19 protein-coding genes and 1 tRNA gene are annotated in these 17,851 nt (G+C 67.6%); 2 read left to right on the forward strand and 18 right to left on the reverse strand.

Annotated elements, in window-relative coordinates; all coding sequences use genetic code 11:
* Positions 1 to 46 precede the first annotated feature (46 nt).
* The 6 genes from BJ992_RS23660 to BJ992_RS33940 form a co-directional block, all read right to left on the reverse strand.
* Positions 47 to 835, reverse strand: coding sequence for an MOSC domain-containing protein (locus tag BJ992_RS23660; RefSeq protein ID WP_184984546.1), 789 nt, complete (start codon positions 833 to 835; stop codon positions 47 to 49).
* Positions 836 to 892: 57 nt separating this feature from the next.
* Positions 893 to 1,075: a hypothetical protein gene (locus tag BJ992_RS23665; RefSeq protein ID WP_184984548.1), complete on the reverse strand. Its 183-nt coding sequence runs from the start codon at positions 1,073 to 1,075 to the stop codon at positions 893 to 895.
* A 458-nt stretch (positions 1,076 to 1,533) separates the two neighbouring features.
* Positions 1,534 to 1,905 (reverse strand): thiol-disulfide oxidoreductase DCC family protein, encoded by a 372-nt coding sequence (locus BJ992_RS23670; protein ID WP_184984551.1) that lies wholly within the window; start codon positions 1,903 to 1,905, stop codon positions 1,534 to 1,536.
* A 382-nt stretch (positions 1,906 to 2,287) separates the two neighbouring features.
* Positions 2,288 to 3,319: a cobalamin biosynthesis protein gene (locus BJ992_RS23675; protein WP_425503695.1), complete on the reverse strand. Its 1,032-nt coding sequence runs from the start codon at positions 3,317 to 3,319 to the stop codon at positions 2,288 to 2,290.
* Positions 3,282 to 4,082 carry a phosphotransferase gene (locus BJ992_RS23680; RefSeq protein ID WP_184984555.1) on the reverse strand — a complete coding sequence of 267 codons (801 nt, stop codon included), beginning with the start codon at positions 4,080 to 4,082 and terminating at the stop codon, positions 3,282 to 3,284. Before BJ992_RS23680 ends, BJ992_RS23675 begins: the two co-directional genes overlap by 38 nt.
* Before the next feature lie 166 nt (positions 4,083 to 4,248).
* On the reverse strand, positions 4,249 to 5,169 hold the full coding sequence (locus BJ992_RS33940; RefSeq protein ID WP_184984557.1) for a tyrosine-type recombinase/integrase: 921 nt from the start codon (positions 5,167 to 5,169) through the stop codon (positions 4,249 to 4,251).
* A 126-nt stretch (positions 5,170 to 5,295) separates the two neighbouring features.
* On the opposite strand from BJ992_RS33940, the gene BJ992_RS23690 reads away from it, so the two are divergent.
* Positions 5,296 to 5,369 (forward strand) — tRNA-Arg (locus BJ992_RS23690).
* A gap of 328 nt (positions 5,370 to 5,697) precedes the next feature.
* Here the strand turns inward: BJ992_RS23690 and BJ992_RS23695 are convergent.
* From BJ992_RS23695 to BJ992_RS34390, 4 genes are all read right to left on the reverse strand, one after another.
* Positions 5,698 to 6,108, reverse strand: a complete 411-nt coding sequence (locus tag BJ992_RS23695) for a hypothetical protein (RefSeq protein ID WP_184984559.1) — start codon at positions 6,106 to 6,108, stop codon at positions 5,698 to 5,700.
* Positions 6,109 to 6,349: 241 nt separating this feature from the next.
* Complete coding sequence (locus BJ992_RS23700) at positions 6,350 to 7,072, reverse strand: hypothetical protein (protein ID WP_184984561.1); 723 nt, start codon at positions 7,070 to 7,072, stop codon at positions 6,350 to 6,352.
* Positions 7,073 to 7,336: 264 nt separating this feature from the next.
* Complete coding sequence (locus BJ992_RS23705) at positions 7,337 to 8,749, reverse strand: tyrosine-type recombinase/integrase (RefSeq protein WP_184984563.1); 1,413 nt, start codon at positions 8,747 to 8,749, stop codon at positions 7,337 to 7,339.
* The gene (locus BJ992_RS34390) at positions 8,746 to 8,934 is read right to left on the reverse strand and encodes a helix-turn-helix transcriptional regulator (RefSeq protein ID WP_343072823.1); all 189 of its coding nucleotides are present in this window, start codon (positions 8,932 to 8,934) and stop codon (positions 8,746 to 8,748) included. The genes BJ992_RS23705 and BJ992_RS34390 overlap by 4 nt, the downstream gene beginning before the upstream one ends.
* A 186-nt stretch (positions 8,935 to 9,120) precedes the next feature.
* Between BJ992_RS34390 and BJ992_RS23715 the strand changes: the two genes are divergently transcribed.
* Positions 9,121 to 9,926 (forward strand): IS5 family transposase gene (locus BJ992_RS23715; protein ID WP_425503720.1). Its coding sequence is split into 2 segments (ribosomal slippage): positions 9,121 to 9,469 and positions 9,469 to 9,926, totalling 807 coding nucleotides; the frame shifts between segments, so codons are not numbered across the junction.
* Between the two features lie 40 nt (positions 9,927 to 9,966).
* Here the strand turns inward: BJ992_RS23715 and BJ992_RS23720 are convergent.
* From BJ992_RS23720 to BJ992_RS23755, 8 genes are all read right to left on the reverse strand, one after another.
* Positions 9,967 to 11,196, reverse strand: a complete 1,230-nt coding sequence (locus BJ992_RS23720) for a DUF3631 domain-containing protein (protein WP_246496760.1) — start codon at positions 11,194 to 11,196, stop codon at positions 9,967 to 9,969.
* A complete protein-coding gene (locus BJ992_RS23725; protein WP_184984567.1) occupies positions 11,193 to 12,101 on the reverse strand; it encodes a bifunctional DNA primase/polymerase in 909 nt (302 codons plus the stop codon). Before BJ992_RS23725 ends, BJ992_RS23720 begins: the two co-directional genes overlap by 4 nt.
* Before the next feature lie 53 nt (positions 12,102 to 12,154).
* Complete coding sequence (locus BJ992_RS23730; RefSeq protein WP_184984569.1) at positions 12,155 to 12,655, reverse strand: hypothetical protein; 501 nt, start codon at positions 12,653 to 12,655, stop codon at positions 12,155 to 12,157.
* A 27-nt stretch (positions 12,656 to 12,682) separates the two neighbouring features.
* Positions 12,683 to 12,850 carry a hypothetical protein gene (locus tag BJ992_RS23735; RefSeq protein ID WP_221474950.1) on the reverse strand — a complete coding sequence of 56 codons (168 nt, stop codon included), beginning with the start codon at positions 12,848 to 12,850 and terminating at the stop codon, positions 12,683 to 12,685.
* 187 nt (positions 12,851 to 13,037) lie between these two features.
* The gene (locus BJ992_RS23740; RefSeq protein ID WP_246496761.1) at positions 13,038 to 15,248 is read right to left on the reverse strand and encodes an FtsK/SpoIIIE domain-containing protein; all 2,211 of its coding nucleotides are present in this window, start codon (positions 15,246 to 15,248) and stop codon (positions 13,038 to 13,040) included.
* A gap of 133 nt (positions 15,249 to 15,381) precedes the next feature.
* On the reverse strand, positions 15,382 to 16,362 hold the full coding sequence (locus tag BJ992_RS23745) for a conjugal transfer protein TraI (RefSeq protein WP_184984571.1): 981 nt from the start codon (positions 16,360 to 16,362) through the stop codon (positions 15,382 to 15,384).
* Positions 16,359 to 16,751 carry an RRQRL motif-containing zinc-binding protein gene (locus BJ992_RS23750; protein ID WP_184984573.1) on the reverse strand — a complete coding sequence of 131 codons (393 nt, stop codon included), beginning with the start codon at positions 16,749 to 16,751 and terminating at the stop codon, positions 16,359 to 16,361. Before BJ992_RS23750 ends, BJ992_RS23745 begins: the two co-directional genes overlap by 4 nt.
* Positions 16,748 to 17,839 carry a RapZ C-terminal domain-containing protein gene (locus BJ992_RS23755; protein WP_184984575.1) on the reverse strand — a complete coding sequence of 364 codons (1,092 nt, stop codon included), beginning with the start codon at positions 17,837 to 17,839 and terminating at the stop codon, positions 16,748 to 16,750. The genes BJ992_RS23750 and BJ992_RS23755 overlap by 4 nt, the downstream gene beginning before the upstream one ends.
* Between the last annotated feature and the right edge of the window lie 12 nt (positions 17,840 to 17,851).

Below are 17,851 nucleotides of genomic sequence, written 5' to 3' on the forward strand. Positions count from 1 at the left end.
GGCTGGGACAACCAGCGCAACGGTCACACCGGCGTCCCCGGACGGTTCACCCTGGCCGGACTTCGTCACCGACCCTCAGCTCACCAAGGTTCCTCGGCACCAGCCGGATGCCGAACCACGTCTTCCCGTCCCACCGGCGATGCTTGGCCAACGTTCTCAGCGGCTCCTTGCCACGCTCCTGAGTCCCCGGATCCAAGATGGTCACGGCGCAACGATCACACAACTCCGAGACCCCGAAGTCGATCTCCCCGATCCGAACCGACGTCCAGGCGTCCTCCGCGAACGGCTCCGCACCGTCAATGACGGCATTCGGCCGAAACCGCGCCACATCAAGAGGCCCCGGCACATGCTCCTGCCGTTCCATGGCCCCGTCCGCGATCCAGTCGTCCAAGCGCCGAAGCGAGCTCCTGGAAACCAGCAGCAGCGGCCCATCCCAGAGCCCGTCCTCTTCCTTGCCCCGGCGTCCGGGATCATCCAACCAGACAAGCCGCGCCGGTTCTCCAAGCAGCCGCGTGAACCACTCATGCGCGTCGTCATGAGCGAGCACAGCCCGATCAAGGTTGGAGACCCCCAACCGGATCGTCCCCCCGGCAGCCGGAGGAACCTTGAGCTCCCCCATCCCCTCCGCCGACAGCCAAACCCCACCTTCAGCAGTCTCCACCGCCGAGACCGAAAGAAGCCGAGGATACTCACCGACCCAGATCAGCTTCCCCATCGGATCCACCACACCCCACCGTCGATCACCTTCCAGCCCCCACGGCAGGACCTGGACGGACCGACAGGAAATCCCCTTGGTGGACTTGACGGGATAGATGCGAATCTCCGCTAACTCCATGCGCCAAGAATAAAAGCAACCCCCCAGAGAGCGCTCTCTCAACGAATCACCAATGCCTCAAGACCGTGCCTGATACTGCCGCCGGTCGACGTGCCCTGGGCCGCGGCCGACGTCGAGCTCTATGCGCAGGAAGTCCTCCGGCTCGATGTCCTTGACGAGGAACCGGGCCGCACGCTCGTGGACGACCTGGTGGGGACCTAGGGTCCCCGAGTACAACGAACCCCCCGACCTGCGAGTCACCCACCCTCTTCAACCCCACCTTCTGCAAGACACCACACCCACCGACACACCAACCGCTGCGGACACAACCCCCATCCCCGACACCAAGCGCTGCAGACTAACCACATCACCGACACACCGACCCACCCGGTGCCCCTCCGCCACATCGGCGAGCACCACCGAGTCCACGAACAGCGGCCGCACGGGAGTCGTAACACTCATCGCCCATACAACACCCACCCGGACCGCAACCCCACCACAAACGGCACATACAGCACATCCACTACGAACGGCGACATCCACACCATTGATCGCATTACCTCGAATCGCGACCCCACCACGAACGGCACATTCACGCACCCACCACGGATCGCAACGCGCACCACGGAACGAAACACCCACCACCACCTCCGCACCCCTCCCCGGCGCCGACGCGGCCCGCACCACCTACGGCGAAGCCGGCGCCGCCGTACAGCGTGTCACTTGGCACCGATGCCACAGGTGCCGGCCCCCGTACCTCCAGGAAGACGATGACGATACCTGGAGACCAACCGGTAAACGACCTCGGCGACCCAGCTGATCGGCGGTGTCAGGGCGACATTTCCGAGGATCCGCCACGGCAAGGACGGCTGCACAGCCAGGAGAATGCCGACCGCGCGAGCACCATGAGCACGCATGCCGTCCGGACCGAGCAGCTGCACGGACGCGTTGACCTGAGCCAAGGTGAGCCCATGGCGAGCCAGATCGAGCCCCTGCCACGCCGACACCCTCGGCATGAACGGCAGGTACTTACGCGCGAAATCCAGGCACAGCCGGCAAAAACCACAATCGCCGTCATAGACCAGCAGCATGCTCGTAGCCCCCTGCACCGTGGATCCGACCTGAACCCCTACATTCCGCGACCACGCGACCCTACACATGGATACCGTGATCTCCGGCCCCATGTCCCCAGACGCCGGAGGCATCATGCCGAACGTGATCCCAGACCCGGCTCGGTAACCACACGACACGTCACCCTCCAGACCCGGCTCGGTAACCACGCGACACGTCACCCTCCAGACCCGGCTCGATTACCACGCGACGCGTCACCCTCCAAACTCGACCCGGTAGCGGGCTCCCCGCATACCCGGCACCACACCCCTCCGTCCTCCCACCTCGACACCATCTCGACCGGCGCCGCGACGGCGAGCAGTGGCACGGCGAACCCGGCGCCGCCCTACGGCCCCCGCCACCTCACCTGCGGACAGTCGGCCGTCCCCGCAGCCCCCAGGACACCCCCACGGCCAGCACCCCCGCCGCCACCCCCACAACCCGCGCAAGCCGCACAGCTCGCCGGATGTCAGAAACCTCAGGCCGCCCCCCATCCCCCAACTCAGGCCGATACTCCACCCGCCCCCCGTACTCGTTCCGCCCCCCAAGCCGAACCCCCAACCCCCCCGCGAACGCCGCCTCACACCGCCCCGCGTTAGGACTCGGATGCCGATGCCCATCCCGAATCCAAACAGCCAAAGCCTCCGGGGGAGACCCCCCGACCACAGGCGCCAGCAGACAAGCCAACCCCGCCGTAACCCGCGCCGGCACCCAATTAGCCAAGTCATCCACCCGAGCCGCCGCCCACCCAAAATGCTCGTACCGCTCCGACCGATGCCCCACCATCGCATCCAACGTGTTGACAGCCCGATAAACAAGCAACCCCGGCACCCCCGCCACCGCCCCCCAGAACAACGGCGCCACCACAGCATCCGATGTGTTCTCCGCCACCGACTCCACCGTGGCCCGAACCAACTCCCCCTCCCCCAACCCGGAAGGATCCCGACCACACAGATGCGGCAACCTCCCCCGAGCCGCCTCCAGATCCCCACCCTCAAGGGCCCGAGCCATGAACACCCCCTCCCGTCCGAGAGAGGTCCCCCCCAGCACAGCCCAAGTAGCCAGCGCCGTGACAGCAGTCCGCCCCACCGAACTCCTCCGGCTCACCCGCTCAGCGACGACCCCCAAACCCCCCGCCGCCCCCACACACACGACCACATGCACAACCCCCCGTCCCCGAGACCCCCCATAAACCCGCCGCTCCACCCACCCCGCGAACCGTCCGAAAACGGCCACCGGATGCCCCACCCCCTCCGGATCCCCGAACAAACCATCCGCCGCGACCCCCAGCAAAATCCCCAGCCCCCGCACAACACACCCCTCCCCAACACCGATCACCAAGCAAGCACAAACGGTACTACCGCAGACAAAAAGCAAGCTCATCCCAGTTGGCATCAAGCCAAGCCGCGGCCCGCCGAATCCGATCCCCCGCCCCCGCGTCCCACATCCGAGCCCACCCCCCACCCTCACGAACAGCCCGCACCCGCATCCGCTCGTACGACCGCCCGAACCGCAACCGACTGACCTCCAGCAACCGCCGCCGCTCCCCGGCCTCCAATCCGTAGGCATCACAGAACAGCCGCAGCCGCCTCCCCACATCAAGCCCCCGCTGCCGAGGATCCCGATCGATCGGATCAGCGACAGGCCCCCAGTGCCGCAAGGTGGTGGCGATGTCGTACACCCGCGTCACCGGCCGCGCCATATCGAAGTCGATCAACCCCCAAGGCCGCTCATCCCGAAAAATCACATTCTCCGTAGTGATGTCGCAATGCCCCACCAATTCAGGCACCCCGTCATCCCCCGACCCGTCCTCCCAAACAGCACCCGCCGGCACCCGAAACGAAGCCACCGCATCGTGATACCGCCGAACCAACCCCCCAAGCTCCTCCAACACGTCATCCCGCACCACATAAGCCGGCAGAGGCCAAACCCCCGCCTCCCCCGGCAAGTAAGAAAGCACCTCCCGCCCCGACTCATCCACCCCCAGCACCCGAGGCGCCCCCTCGAACCCCACATCCTCCAGGTGCCGTAACAACGCATGAACCGCCTCAGCCGACCGCCCCATCCTCCGCCGCACGGTATCCCCGACCCGCACGACCCCACCCGTCACATCCCCACCAGGAAGCCCGATCTCCACATCGGCCGTACGCAAACCCATGCCACCCAACCATAGCCCCACCCCACCAAGATCACATGTCCTGAAGTGCGAGTTCACCCGAAACAGCCCACCTCCGCCCCCTCAAGAACCCCCGAAATCCGCCCCCGACACAGCGTCGACCACTCCGCCACCTACGTACTTCCGCCCCTGCTCCCCGAATCCGACCTCAAGCAGGCCCCTGTTCCCCCTCCCGCTCCCCACCCCGAGTCTGAACGAACCGCCGCACCATCTCGGTAGACCTCCACCCCGTGATCCTCATCAACTCAAGCGGATCCCCCCCGGCCGCCAGATGCCCCTCCGCCACCGTGTACCGGAACCGATGCGGATGCAGCCGCCCCGCGATCCCCGCCTCCCTCCCCCGCCGCTCCAAGATCTGCTGAATCCCCGAAGCCGTAAGCCTCCGCTCCCCACCCCGAGCCGTGACCCCCCGCATCGGCAACCACAACCAGGGAGACGACGCATGCGGATGCCGAGCACGAGCCCGCAGATACCGATCAATGGCCCCCACCGCCTGAGCCCCGACCGGCGCCAGATGCGCCTCCCTCCCCACCCCCCGATCGATCCGCAACACCCCTTCCTCCAACCGCACATCATTCTGACTCTCGTCATCCGGCCGGTACCGCAACCCCGCCAGCCCCGAGACCCGCATCCCGTTGTCCATCAAGATCCGAATGATCGCCATATCCCGTCGATCCACCCAAGACCCCCCCGAACACACCTCCACCAACGCAGCCAACTCCCCCTCCCCCAACACCTCAACCCCCCGCACCCCCACCTCAGGCGCCTCAACCCCCTCCACCGGCGACCCCGCAACACGCTCCCCCTCAGCTATCAACCAGTTAAAAAACACCCGAAGATTCCGAAAATGCTTATGAGCATTCCCCGCACTGGTCTCAACCGCACAGACCTCCAAAAACCCCCGAACATCCTCAACCCCCACCCCCTCCACATCCGCCGACACCCCCCGCTCCGCCAGAAACCCAGCCAGCGCCCGTACGCTGTCCAGGTAACTCCGCACCGTCCCCTCCGACCGCCCCGCCGCCCGCAACGCCATCTCCCAGGACCCCACAAGCTCCAACAACGGCACAACCCGCACCTCAGATCTTCGACCCCGCACCCCAACCATCTCCAAATCCGATACTGTTCAACCGCCGACCGAATATGCTACCTTCCACCATGACCCGTGAACCCCCAGTTCACCACCCCAAACCAAGCGCCCTTAGCTCAGCCGGACAGAGCACCGGACTTCTAATCCGACGGTCGCAGGTTCGAATCCTGCAGGGCGCGCCCTCCACAACCAGTCGCAAGAGCCCCTGACCAGCAGCTTCACGGTCAGGGGCTCTTGCGTTGCTGTCCGGCTGTGTCCGGTTGTCACCGAGGATCTACGGCACGTTGTTCCCAATGCGTTCCCACGGCTCCGGCTACGGGTCCTCAGTGGTCGAGCGCTTCAGAGATCCGGCGCTTGGCCGCTTCGTCCTGACCCACGATGCACTTGACGTAAATGCGCAGGGGAGTTCCGCGCTGTGCCCTGTCCACTGGGCGACCTGGGTAGCAGGGACGCCAGCATTGAGCCCGTGGAGGCGCGGCGCCGGAGATCTTAGATGCGGCACCCCGGCTACTTGGGGAGGAACAGGGCAACGATGGCTGCGAGACAGGACACCGCGGATGCCAGGGCTGCAATGGAAGCTAGACCCTCTTTGGGTGAGGTCCACAAGCCGTGATTGAGACGGCGGAGCTTCTCCGAGCCCAGTCGGCGAAAGAAGTTCTGCCGCTTGTGCTGCTGAAGCTGGCAGCCGGCCATCAGCCCGTAGGCGTTGTTCCTACATGCACCATCCCTACCTTGCGCTCCGCAGGGGCGAGGCACCCGAAACAGGAAGTAGTAGATCGCCAGAAGCGAGCCAGCGATGATGAAGGGCGCGACTTTGACTTTGTCGTCCACTAGCCACCAAGCCGCCATTAGGCCGAGGAGCAGCGCGTATCCCCAGTACTTCGCGATGAACCCCTTGTTCTTCTTCGTCTGGGCCACTCACGGACCGTACCGACGGGTGAGGACGATGGGATAGAGAGACATCAATGACGGCAAGTAACGCGACCCTGTGTTGACAACGCAGGGTCGCCGATTCCGGCATAGGCGCCGCGCGGGGGCATCGCCATAAGACTGCCGCACCATACCGAGACACGCGCTCCCCGCCAGCACGCCGCCGGATCGAATCGATCTCCTTGGGCTAGAACTGCGGGAACCATTGCGAATCATGACAGGTTCGGCTTCAAAGTCCGCGTGCACGTCCGACCCTTTCAATCTTTCGCCTCACTTCAAGCATATTTCTTGCTGCCTCAAGCCCTTCATCGCGGACCGCGTCGTACTCCGCCCATCCTCCTTGACGCTCACTTGCAGGGACAATTTCATACACATAGTCCCCATTTGGCAGGGCATCCGAGCATGCGAAGCCATTTGCACCAAGCCAGACCGTCAGATTTTCGCAGCATGAACGGAACTCAATGAACACATCCTGGACTTCCATATCATCAAAAAACCGCTCCCGCCATCCATCAGTAAACCCGTACAAATCGTCAACCCGTACCCCCCTCCACTTCTTGGCGTTGAATCCATGCTCCAGAAACATCATGGCGCCCTTTTCCCAAGGAAATAGCTTTAGCAGTTCGGCGAATGTATCCTTGTCGCGGAGAGTGGGATGTAGCCGCCGCTCAAGATTCTGAATCTCGACCTTTAGCCCGTCTAGTTGCTCGTCGCGCGTCCGCAGCGCGGAAGCGTGCTCATCGTCACGCTTTTGCAGCTCGGCGATTCTATTCCCCTCACACTTTCGCAACCTCGCGGCAGCTCGATTGGCGAACACTGCAAAAACCACAATAAGTCCAGCAGTGACCCAGAAAAGAACGAAAGGATTCTGCTTTACCCAGTCACGCACGTCGTCAGAGAGCAGGAGGGCCGCGACGGCCGCAGCGTCGGCGACGATGCTAATGATGGTCATGGCTGTCGACGTAGCGACTCGCTCAATAGGGCCTGATGATTGCATAAAGCCAAGGGTAGAGCCGACCATGGAGATCTCTCAGCAACAACTAATCCGACGGTTGCAGGGCTCGAATCCTGCAAATCGTGCCCCCGTTGCTCCAAAAGAGCTCCTGACCAGCGGCTTCGCGGTCAGGGGCTCTCTCGTGCATCTCCGGCTGCGTCCCGCCGTGATCGAGGCTCGGGACGTTCTTCCGAACATCTCCCTGCGGCCCCGGCGTGCTCGTCAGCCGTCGAGCGCTTCGGAGATCCGGCGCTTGGCCGCTTCGTCCTGGCCCACGATGCACTTGGCGTAGATGCGCAGGAGGACTTCCACGCTGTGCCCTGCCCACTCGGCTACCTGGGTAGCAGGGACGCCGGCGTTGAGCCACGTTGAGACACAGGCGTGCCGCAGGTCGTACACGCGCCGGGCCAGCGGTGAGGCGTACTCCCTGTCCGTGAGAGCCGTCCGACGCGCCTTCTTCCATGCGCGCCGGTAGGTGATACCAGGCAACTCCCCGCCCTGCTCTCCAAAGAACAGACGTCCGTCCGGTCCCCTGCCGTACGCGACGGCCATGTGAGCCCGCAGAGTTCTCGTCAGGGCGGGCGGACAGGGGACGGCGCGGGTGTGCCCGTCCGCGCGATGCTTCAGGGCACGTTCCTCGCGGAGCGTGCCGCCATCGGTCCACTCGCGGCCGGCGAACGGGGCCGCCGCGGCGAGATGCAGCTCACCCCAACCGTTCGCCGGTTCTTCCCACTCGCCGGTTTCCTCGTTGAGCACCAGGGCTGGGAGGATGACGTTGTCTTCCCGGAGATTGACAACTTCTTCTGGGCGAAGTGCGGCGTAGTACATGACTGCAAAGAAGGCCACGAGACGGGGACCGCTACGTGTTTGCTCACCAACCGCTTTGAGCAGTGCACGTGCCTGCGCGTGGTTGACGACACTTCGCCGGTCCACTTCGTGTGCAACCTTTGGCGGACTCCACTTGAGTTTCTTGATGGGATTCTCGGCGAGAACGCCGATTTCCACGGCGTAATCAAGGGCGTTCTGGAGAATGGTCTTGTTTCTGATGACCGTGCTCGTGGCGGCTCGCTTGCCATTCAGCAGGGACGTTGCGGTGTCCAGCACAGCACGAAGAATTGCCGGGTCGGCAAGCACTGCCACGGGCTGCGAGTTCTCAGCGAGCCAGCGGATAACCTCGGCCACCTCGGGCGAAGCGTCGGCGCGCTGCTTGGTGTTGTACCCCCAGCGTCGCATGGCGGTACGCAGGGCGAGCGCATCCGGCTTTCCAGGGCCGTCAGCCAGCAAGGCCGGCGTGGCAGCGGTGAGTGCCCGTGAGATGTCCTGTCGGTACTTCGCGGATGCGGCTTTCCACTTCATGTCAACGAAGCGGCAGGCGAAGTCGTACCAACTCATCTCGGGCTTGTCCTCACGTGCCCACGAGACGGGTTCTCCAGTGGCCATGCTGAATGCTTCACCGTTGCGGCTGGCGGTTACCAGGGCGCTGCGATAGGCATCCGCTTGTGCTGTCTTCTGGAATGCCTTCTTCCGTGACTTTCCATCGGTCTGCCAAAGAACGCGATAGGAGGTGACCACACCCTTGGCGTTCTTCCGCTTTTCCGTCTTGTAAATTCGGACTTTGTATGTGGTGCCGTTCATCCGGTCAGGTCCTCCAGGCTGGTAAGCCAACGGTCATAGTCGGCGCGACGCACGCGCAGGTCGCCGTTCGGAAGTCGCATGCACCTGGGCGCGCGGCCTTTCTGCCGCCAGTCGTAGAAGGTTGAGCGGCTGATGCCGAGGTCTTCGCAGATGTCCGCGATCGTGAGCTTTTCGGCCCTGGCCACGGGTGTCTCTCCTTGCAATTCGGCGGATTGGGGAGGGGTAGCCGTCCCAGCCGTCCCAGGGTCATTTCTGCTGGTCAGGCTGGGACGGCTTGTCTGGCTGGGACGGCTTAGAGCTCCTAACAGAATGATCTTTGTTGTGCTTTGATCTCTCGCTGTAGCCGAGTGAGAGGACCACGGGTGGCCAAGCTGAAGCCGTGGGAGGTCAGCGACGAGTTGTGGGCGGTGATCGAGCCGCTGTTGCCTCAGCGTCAGCGCCGGTTCCGGCATCCGGGGCGTAAGCGGCTGGATGATCGGCTGGCGTTGCAGGGCATCTTGTTCGTGCTGCACACCGGGATCGCCTGGGAACACCTGCCTCAGGAACTGGGCTTCGGCTCGGGCATGACCTGCTGGCGGCGCCTGGCCGAGTGGAACGCCTCCGGCGTCTGGCAGCGGCTGCACGAAGTGCTGCTCGATCGGCTGCGCGCCGCTGACGCGCTCGACCTCTCCCGCGCCGCGGTGGATTCCTCGCAGATCAGGGCGTTAAAAGGGGGCCGCAGACCGGCCCGTCCCCGGTCGACCGAGGGCGAGCCGGCAGCAAGCACCATCTGATCACCGATGCAGGCGGCGTCCCGCTGGCCGTCATCTTGACCGGCGCCAACCGCAATGATGTCACCCAGCTTCGCCCGCTGCTGGACGCCATCCCCAAAGTCCGTGGCAAGCGCGGGCGCCCCCGGCAACGCCCCGATGCGGTACTCGCCGACCGCGGCTACGACCACGACAAGTACCGCCGCCTGGTCCGCGAGCTGCAGATCCGCCCGCTGATCGCCCGACGCGGCACCGAGCATGGCTCCGGCCTGGGCAAACAACGGTGGGTCGTCGAGCAGACCTTCGCCCTGCTGCACGCCTTCCGGCGCTTGCGCATCCGCTGGGAGATCCGCGCCGACATCCACGAAGCCTTCCTCAAGCTCGCCTGCGCACTCATCTGCTGGCGACGCCTCGCCTCATTGCGTTAGGTGCTCTTAGGCGTCCCACGAGGCGTGTTCGCTGGGACGGCTAAGCCGTCCCACGGTTGGAAGCCGTCCCGCGCTGACCTGCGATGACGAGGCTGGGACGGCTGGGACGGCTTCCCCCCTCGAACAGGGGGATGTCGGCGTTTCCCGTGGTCGGCGGCGTGTCGAGGGCGGGGCAGTAGCGTGCCCAGGCGTCGGTGAAGTCGGCGCGCTGGTAGCCCTTGGCCTGGGTGCCGTCGGTGAAGCGGATGTTGGCCGAGCGGATGTCGTATTCGCGAAGGATGACGCCGAGCTTCATGGCGGTGAGCCCATTGGGTCCGTAGTCGGCCCACGGCGCTTCGGGGTCGGCCTTGAGCCGCTCCAACAGGGTGACGGTGGCTAGGGCGGGGTCGGTGCCGAACGCGGTGCGGCAGTCGGCCAGCAGGCGGACGCGGTTGGAGATTTCGGTGTTGTCGTCGGCTTCGGCGGTGAGGGCGAGTACGGCGGCGCGGGCGCGGTCGGGCCAGGTGCCGCCGGCGTGGTCGGCGACGGTGATGAGGGGTTCCCAGGTGTCGGCGGCGCGGTCTTCCACGGGCATGGGCGGTTCTGCCTTCTCCAGGGTTTCCAGGTCGGCGCGCAGCCATAGCCGAAGGTCTTCGGCGAGCTGGCGCAGGGCGGGGCGGTCGCGGCGGTGCCGGTAAGGCGCTACCGACTCTCCGGGGCCGCGGCGGCGCATGCGGATGACGACGGCGCGGTCTTCGATGGTGTCGGGCATGGCGCCGATTCCGGCGAGCGCGGCCATGGCGAACGTCGGGATGGACTCGACGCGGCCGGTGTTGGCGTCGTACCTCTTTGCGGGGCGGTTGCGCTGGTGGCCGGCGTTGAGCAGGCCGCGGAGGTCTTCGTTGCCGTCGGCTTTGGGACCGAAGATGGTGTCGGCCTCATCGACCAGCATCGTGGGCGGGTCCTCGCTGATGGAGCGGTAGACGGCGGCGCTGCTGGAGTTGACGGTGATGAACGGGTCATGGCACGTGGCCTCGGTCACGTCCAACAGACGGGACTTGCCGCAGCGCTTTTCTGGGGCGCGGATGACCAGGCGGGGGGCGTGCGCCCATGCGGGTTGGGCGTGGCTGGCGGCGATCCACAGGGTGACCGCGTCGGCGGCCTCGGGCGATGGCAGGATCACGTATCGGGTGAGTGCGTCGCGCAGCGCGTCGAGCAGGGCGGCGCCGTCGGGCCTGGTGTCGGGTTGGGTCATGGAACGATCTCCCGGGTGATCGGGTGGGTTGGTCATGCGGTGACGGTGCGGGGGCGCCGGGTGCCGTTTCTGAGCCCGGATGCGACGGTGAGGCGGGTTTCGGTGGCGGTCAGGCCGATGGCGACCCCCTGCTGTTCAAGCAAGGTGGTGACCTCGCTCGCGTCGAGGGCGCCGCCTGCCACCAGTTGGCCCAGGGCGGTGGCAGCCAGGTACAACGTGCGGTTGCGCTGTCCCTTTTTGGCGGCGGCCAGGTGGTCAAGCTCGCCGTTGATCGCGGCGCGCAGGAAGTTGCCGCGCCGGTTCTCGGGCAGGGCCAGGCGGACGGGTTTGGGCGCCGCCGCGGGTGGGGTTGAAAGACGCTTGGACAGCCAGGGGGGCAGCGGGGCCGGGGGCGCGTTGTGAACGACCTCGTAGGCGCCGGTGCCGTCGGGCAGGTTGACGAAGCTGCCGGGGGCGACGACGTAGCCGCCGGCGGCGCGGGTGTCGATGAGCCAGCCCAGGCCGTTGCCCTTGTCGCCTTCGGTGTTGCGTAGCGCCGGGCCGTCGGCAGGGGCGGTGTAGTACAGGTGGGTCCCACGCCGGCGGGTGCGTACCTGGAAGGTTTCGAGGGTGGGGAAGGGTTGGCCGGCGCGTTCGCAGACCAGTGCCAGGACATCGGCGCCGTCTGCGTCGCCCGGCAGGCCGAGAGAAGGCGGGGGCGTAGCCCCTCCTTTTGGGGTGTCCAGGTCCAGCACGACCAGGCCGGAAGGGCCGCACGCTATCCCGATGTTGAACGGGCCGCGTGCCCACCATCGCCGGATGGTGGCGGGGTCGGTGGTGGCGCGTTCCTCCCAGGAGTCGAAGCCACGCGGGGGAACCTTGTCGCCGGGGGTGAGGGGGAAGACGTGCCAGCCGCGGGCGGCGGCGGCCAGGGCGTACCGCAGGGTCGGGTTGGTGCTCATGACGCCGGTGACCTCCTGTGGTCGGACGTTGTGGCGGTCATGCGGTCATGCGGTCAGTCGGTGGCGCTGTCGGCGTGCAGCCACAGCACCAGCAGCGCGGCCAGGTGGGTGACGTGGCGGCGTAAGGCGTGGTCGCGGGGGTGGCGCCGGTGCTGGCGGGCGGTGGCGATGTGCCGGGCGATCTCGCCGAGCGCGGCGGTCGCCTCAGTGAGCCGAGCGCTGTCGAAGTGGTAGGGGGTGGCGGCGTCGTGCCGGGCAGCGCGAAGGCGTTCGATCTCGGTTCGGATGTCGTGTGTAGCGGCGGCGTGGCGGCGGTCTTGGGCGTGGTCGTGGACGGCGGTCACGATGAACTCGGCGACGGCGCGGCAGTCTTCGGCGTCGGCCACTTCGATGTACAGGTCCCATTCCTCGTCGCCGGCGGCGATGGCCCATCGGCCGAACGGGTGTCCGGCGGGGTTGCATTCGGCGGGGACGACGCGCCAGGTCTGGAGGTCGTGGGTGCCGATCTGTTGCCGGGTGGGGATGGTCGGGCGGTCGGTGTCAGGTGTGGGCATGGTGGGGATGCTCCTTTGGAGGTGGGGTTAGCGGGTGCCGTCGCGGTGGAGGCGGCGGGCGTAGACGTACAGGCGCCAGCCGATGCGGGGGCGCATGCCGGTGCCGGAGCAGGTGCGGCAGGTGCGGTTCTTGCCGGGGCGGCAGTGTCGGCAGGTGCCCCAGGGGGAGAGCAGGCACCGGGCGATGTAGCACACAGTGACGATGGGTAGGCAGAGCAGTAGCGCGGTGATGAGGAGGGTCACGGGTGGCTCCTGGGCCGTTTCCGGGGCTTTGTGCAGGTGGGCGCTAGCGTGCTAGTCGGCTGGTAGATCAGCGTTTGGGGTGCTAGCGGGGGTGCTACCGGTAGCGGGGGGAACCGCTACCGGTAGCGCTGCGATGGGGTCATCCGGCGGGACGATCCCGGTTACGTTCGGTGACGAGTTCGGTGATGCGGTCGCGGTCGATGCCGCGCCGGTTGATCTGCTTTCCGTCGATGCGTCGGCTGATCTGCACGGTGTCGATGCCGTGCGGTTTGAGCGCGGCGGCCAACTGGTCGCTCTCCCATCCGCCGTAGATCTGCGGGCGCAGCTCGGCCAGGCGGGTGACCACGACTTCCGACCACACCTTGCCCTCACCGGCGGGGACGACGGCCAGGATGTCCGACAGCAGATCGAACGCCGGCGCGGCGGGTTCGGTGTCGCCGATGGCGTGGCCGGACAGGGTGCCGGCGGCGGTGCGGGCGGCGTGCGCGCGGGTGACGATCCGTTCGGAGGCGGGTCCATCCAGGTAGGCCGAGCGGACGATCTGGGCGTCTTCGGCGGCGCCGACCAGGTAGCCGATGCCCTTGTCCCGCACGGTGAACGTGGTGGCGCGGATGCCGTTGCGGTACGCACTCGTGCCTAACACCATGTCGTTTTCGACCTGGCCCATGACCCGCAGGCAGAACCGGATGCCGACGTTGGCCGACACGCCGGTGGGGAGGCTGTCTTTGTCGGGGCGCTGGGTGGCCAGCAGCAGGATCACGCCCAGGGCGCGGCCTCGCTTGATGATGGCGGTGGCCAGGTCCCCGGCTTCCTTGCCGTACTCGGGGTGGGAGAACAGCTCTTGGCATTCGTCGACGGCGAACACCAGCGGGTGCAGGCCAAGCGATCGCTTAGCCGCGAGTTGAGGGGTGACCTTGTTCTCGGGGCAGATGTCGCGAGGCAGGTTCGAGATCGTTTTGGCGCGGCGTTCCAGGTCCTTGTAGACCTCCCGCAAGCTGAGCAGGCAGGCATAGATGGTGTCGTCGTCGGGGCCGGAACCGTAGTGGTGGGCAACCGACTCGAACACCGACAGGTCACCTGATCCCTTGAGTTCGAACAGCCGCAGTTCGGCGGTGGGGTCGAGGGCGGCGGCCAGCAGCAGCACGCGCAGGGCGAAGGTCTTGCCGGCGCCGGGCATCGCGCCGATCAACACGTTCGCGTACATCAGGGGGATGGTGACCGGGCGCATGCGCTGGTCGTGGCCGAACACCACCGGCTTGAACAGGTCGGCGGTGCCGGTCCGGGCCAGCGGCCAGGCCGGGGCCTTGGCCGATGACATGTCCTGGTCTCCGACCCATAGCACCAGCCGTCCGGCGTGCTGCCCGGGGGCCGATTCTGGCCATACGCAGCCGAGGGGGCGGCGCAGGCCGGAGGCGAGCCGGTCACGGCGTTCCATGATGTCGGTCACGGTGACGCCGAGCGGCAGGTCCACATCGGCGCGCCAGCCGGGGCCGTCACGGGTGATCGGTGCGGGGAAACCGATGCCGCGTCCGCCTTTGCCGGTCGCCTTGTTGATCTCGGCGATACCGAGCGCGGCCAGGGCATCGATCACGACGGTCGAGGTCAGCCGTTCCACCTTCGTGGCCACCACGGCGCGGTCGATGAGCGGCCGGTCCGCCGGCGCGCCGAGCATGCCCAGCAGGGCCACCAGCGCGGCCACCGCGCCCCATTGGGCCGACGTCGGGGCGGCGGTGGCCAGCAGCAAAGACGAGATGCCGAACACGATCGCGGCCAGGATCGCCACCGGCAGGCGAAGCCGCACCCGGGCATCGCGCTGCCGCGACAACTTCAGGTAGGACTCAGGGTCTTCCCTGCGCACTGCCGCCAGCCGTATCGGCTCGCCCTCCAGATCGAAAGTCCAGCGGACAAAGCTGGCGACGGTGCGGGCCAGGCCACGCGGGGACCGGGCGGCCAGCCGTCCGGCATACAGCGGGGAGCGCGCGGCGTGGTAGCCGGTCACGTGCAGGTAGTGGCCACCGGCCCATGCCAGGGTGTCCACCGCTTCGGCACGGGAACGCAGCCACATCGGGACGATCGCCCGGCGCGCCTTGACCTTGTCAGCCAGCTCGGCACGCCAGTCACGGCCATCGGTGCCGGGCGGGTCAACACGCGGCGCCGGGCCGTCGCTGTCCTCCTGGCCCTGGTCCGCGGCGGGCGCGGCGGGTGGGTAGGGGTGGCGTCCGGCGCGGGCGGTCTCGATCGAGACGACCTCAGCGCCGGGGCCGTCGTCGGTCCGGTCCATCGCGGTGTTGTCGGGGAACAGGTCCCGATCTGGTGCGGGTCGGTCGCCAGGCTGGTTGGGCGGGGTCATGATGGGGTCACCTCGTACGTGTTGAAGCGGGCGGGGTGGCGGGGCGCGGCCGTTGTCTTGGCGGATGGGGCCGCGTCCCGCGTCGTTGCGGGGATGGTGAGGGGCATGGCGGTGGGGGTGATGCGCAGGCCCGTCACGCCATCCCCTCGGCCAGCAGGGCGTCACGGACGGCGCGGGCGTCGTCCATCCCGCACCTGAGAACCTGTCGAAGCTTGTAGGCGCTCGGGGTCGCGGGCAGCTCTCCGGCGGTGATGAGTGCCCGTGCCCGCTGCACCAAAGCGGGCATCTCGATCACGGACGGCCACGCCGTGTCGGTCGCGGGTGGCCTTACCGGATCATGGGTGTTTTCGCCGTACGTAAGGCCGGTAAGCCTGTCGTCGGTGCCGTGGTGCAGGTCGGTGAACGCGGCCAGGATGATGGGCAGGGCGGTCACGACGGCAACGGCGACGATCGGCCCCAGCACGTGCAGCACCAGCCGGGAAAGGCTGAACTCCTCGGCGACCCAGGGCAGGTAGGGCCAGGCGTTCATGCCCAGGGTGAGCGCCAGGAACAGCCACTCGATCCGCACCAGCGTCCGGGAGGCGATGGGCTGGCCACGGGTGGCCAGGTAGGCGCGGGAGCCGACCACCACCAGCAACGCCAGGGACATGAACGGTTCCACCAGCCAGGCGAACACCCACGACGGCGACCACGCGCCGGCGCCGTCGGCGGCGAAGTGCTGGACACCCGCGGTGGACCAGGCCAGCGCCAAAGTGAGCGACACCATGGCCGCGCACACCACCACGCGGCGCATGCGGGCGGCCTGCCAGGCGCGCATGGCCGGGTCCTGCCCCAGCGCGTGCAGCCGGGCGGCCTCGTGCGCGGCGCGGCGCCGCTTGCGCACCTTGGGCGTGTCCAGCAGAAGCGGCGCGTCGTCGCTTTGAAGCCGGGCGAGCTGGTGGGCTTCGGCGACCTCGGCGCGCAACCGCTGGACGCGCCGGGTCTCCCGCGTCGCGCCGGCCGGGCTGGTGGCCGAGGGGGCGGGGGTGTTGACGGCGAGGTGGTGTTCCAGGTCGGCCAGGCCGCGCGCGATGTCCTCGGGTGTCGGCTCAGGGGCCGGGGTCGCGGTGGTCACGCGGCGCTCCTTTCGGTGTGGTCGGCGCAGTCCAGGCAGGTGCCGAGGTGGCGGGGCAGGACGTAACCGGCGTCGGTCTTGCAGTCCGGGCAGGTGCGGCGGGCGGCGTTGGCCTTGGCCAGCGCTTCGAGCTGAGCGGCGGTCGGGGTGCGCTTGGGCAGCGACAGCCGTACGTCGTACAGGTAGGCCACACGCACCCCACCGGGGGCGCGGTACCGGCCAGAGCGCCACAACACCTGTGCCTGTACCTGCTGGCCACCGGGCCGACGCCCAGCAGCGGCAAGCTGGCGCATGGTCATCAGGTGCGGCGGGGCCATCCGCCACGGCCAGGTGGGGATGCCGTACCGGGAGCCGGTGGGGTCGAAGAACGCGGCGCGGAACCGGCTCATCGGTGCTGTCCCTTCGACAGCACGGGCTTGGCGACGTCGCGGTGTTCCACCGCGGCGCCGATGCCCATGCCTTCCAGCCGGGCGGCCAGGGCGACGGCCAGGGCCACCGAACGGTGACGGCCCCCCACGCAGCCGATGGCGACGGTCACCGCGTCTTTGGTGGGCGTGCCGGGCAGCATGCCGGCCACCAGCACGGCCAGGCCGCGGATGTTCTCGGTGGCGCCGGGTGTGGCCATGACGTGCGCGGCAACGGCTTCATCGAGCCCGGTCCGGTAGCGCATCGACGGGTCGTGGTGCGGGTTGCGCAGTGAGCGGCGCACGTCGAGGGTGATGTCCGCCACCGGCGGCGCGGCGTGGCCGTAGCCGAAAGAGACGATGGTGATCTCGGCGGGGACGGCCGGGGCGGGGACGGGCCGGTCGAGGACATCGCGCAGCAGGTCCACGTGTGCGGGGAACACGACCCCTACGGCGTCGCCGTAGACGTCGGCCAGGTGCCGCGTCAGGCCGGTGTAGCTGTCGGCGCGCACCCATGCGGCGCGGGCGGCGTCGTCGGCCCCCACCACCGCAGGCAGGTTGCTGGGGGCAACGCTCCCCAGGTCACACAGGGCGGGCACGGTCACCATCCATGCCTCATCGGAGGCGCGGGGGTCGGGGACGTACCGGGCCGGGAGGGGCTGGAAGTTCCCGCCGGTGCCCAGGAACAGGCCCGTCTCCTCGCCCAGCTCCCGGACCGCGGCGTCGGCCGGGTCCTCGCCGGGGTCCACCGTGCCGCCCGGCAGCGCCCAGCCGTGGCCGTCGCCACGCTGCACCATGACCAGCCACCGATACCCGTGCTCGTCGGTGGCGGTCACGATGGCGTCCGCGCAGACCTGCTCTCCCCAGTGGCCCAGCTCGTTGCGGCCGTAGCGGATGCCGGTCGGCGCGTGCGGGTTGACCGGGCGGCCGTCCACCACGGCGAAGGGGATCACGGCGGCGGCCTGACGGGGAGCCCAGTCAATGCGGGCCGGGTCGGTCTGCGGGTCGGCCCAGCCGTCGCGGACACCGATGGTCAACACGTCGGGGTGGGTGTACTCGATGTTGCTGGTCATGGTGTGCTCTCC

The sequence above is a fragment of the Sphaerisporangium rubeum genome (assembly GCF_014207705.1).
Classification (GTDB): Bacteria; Actinomycetota; Actinomycetes; order Streptosporangiales; family Streptosporangiaceae; genus Sphaerisporangium; species Sphaerisporangium rubeum.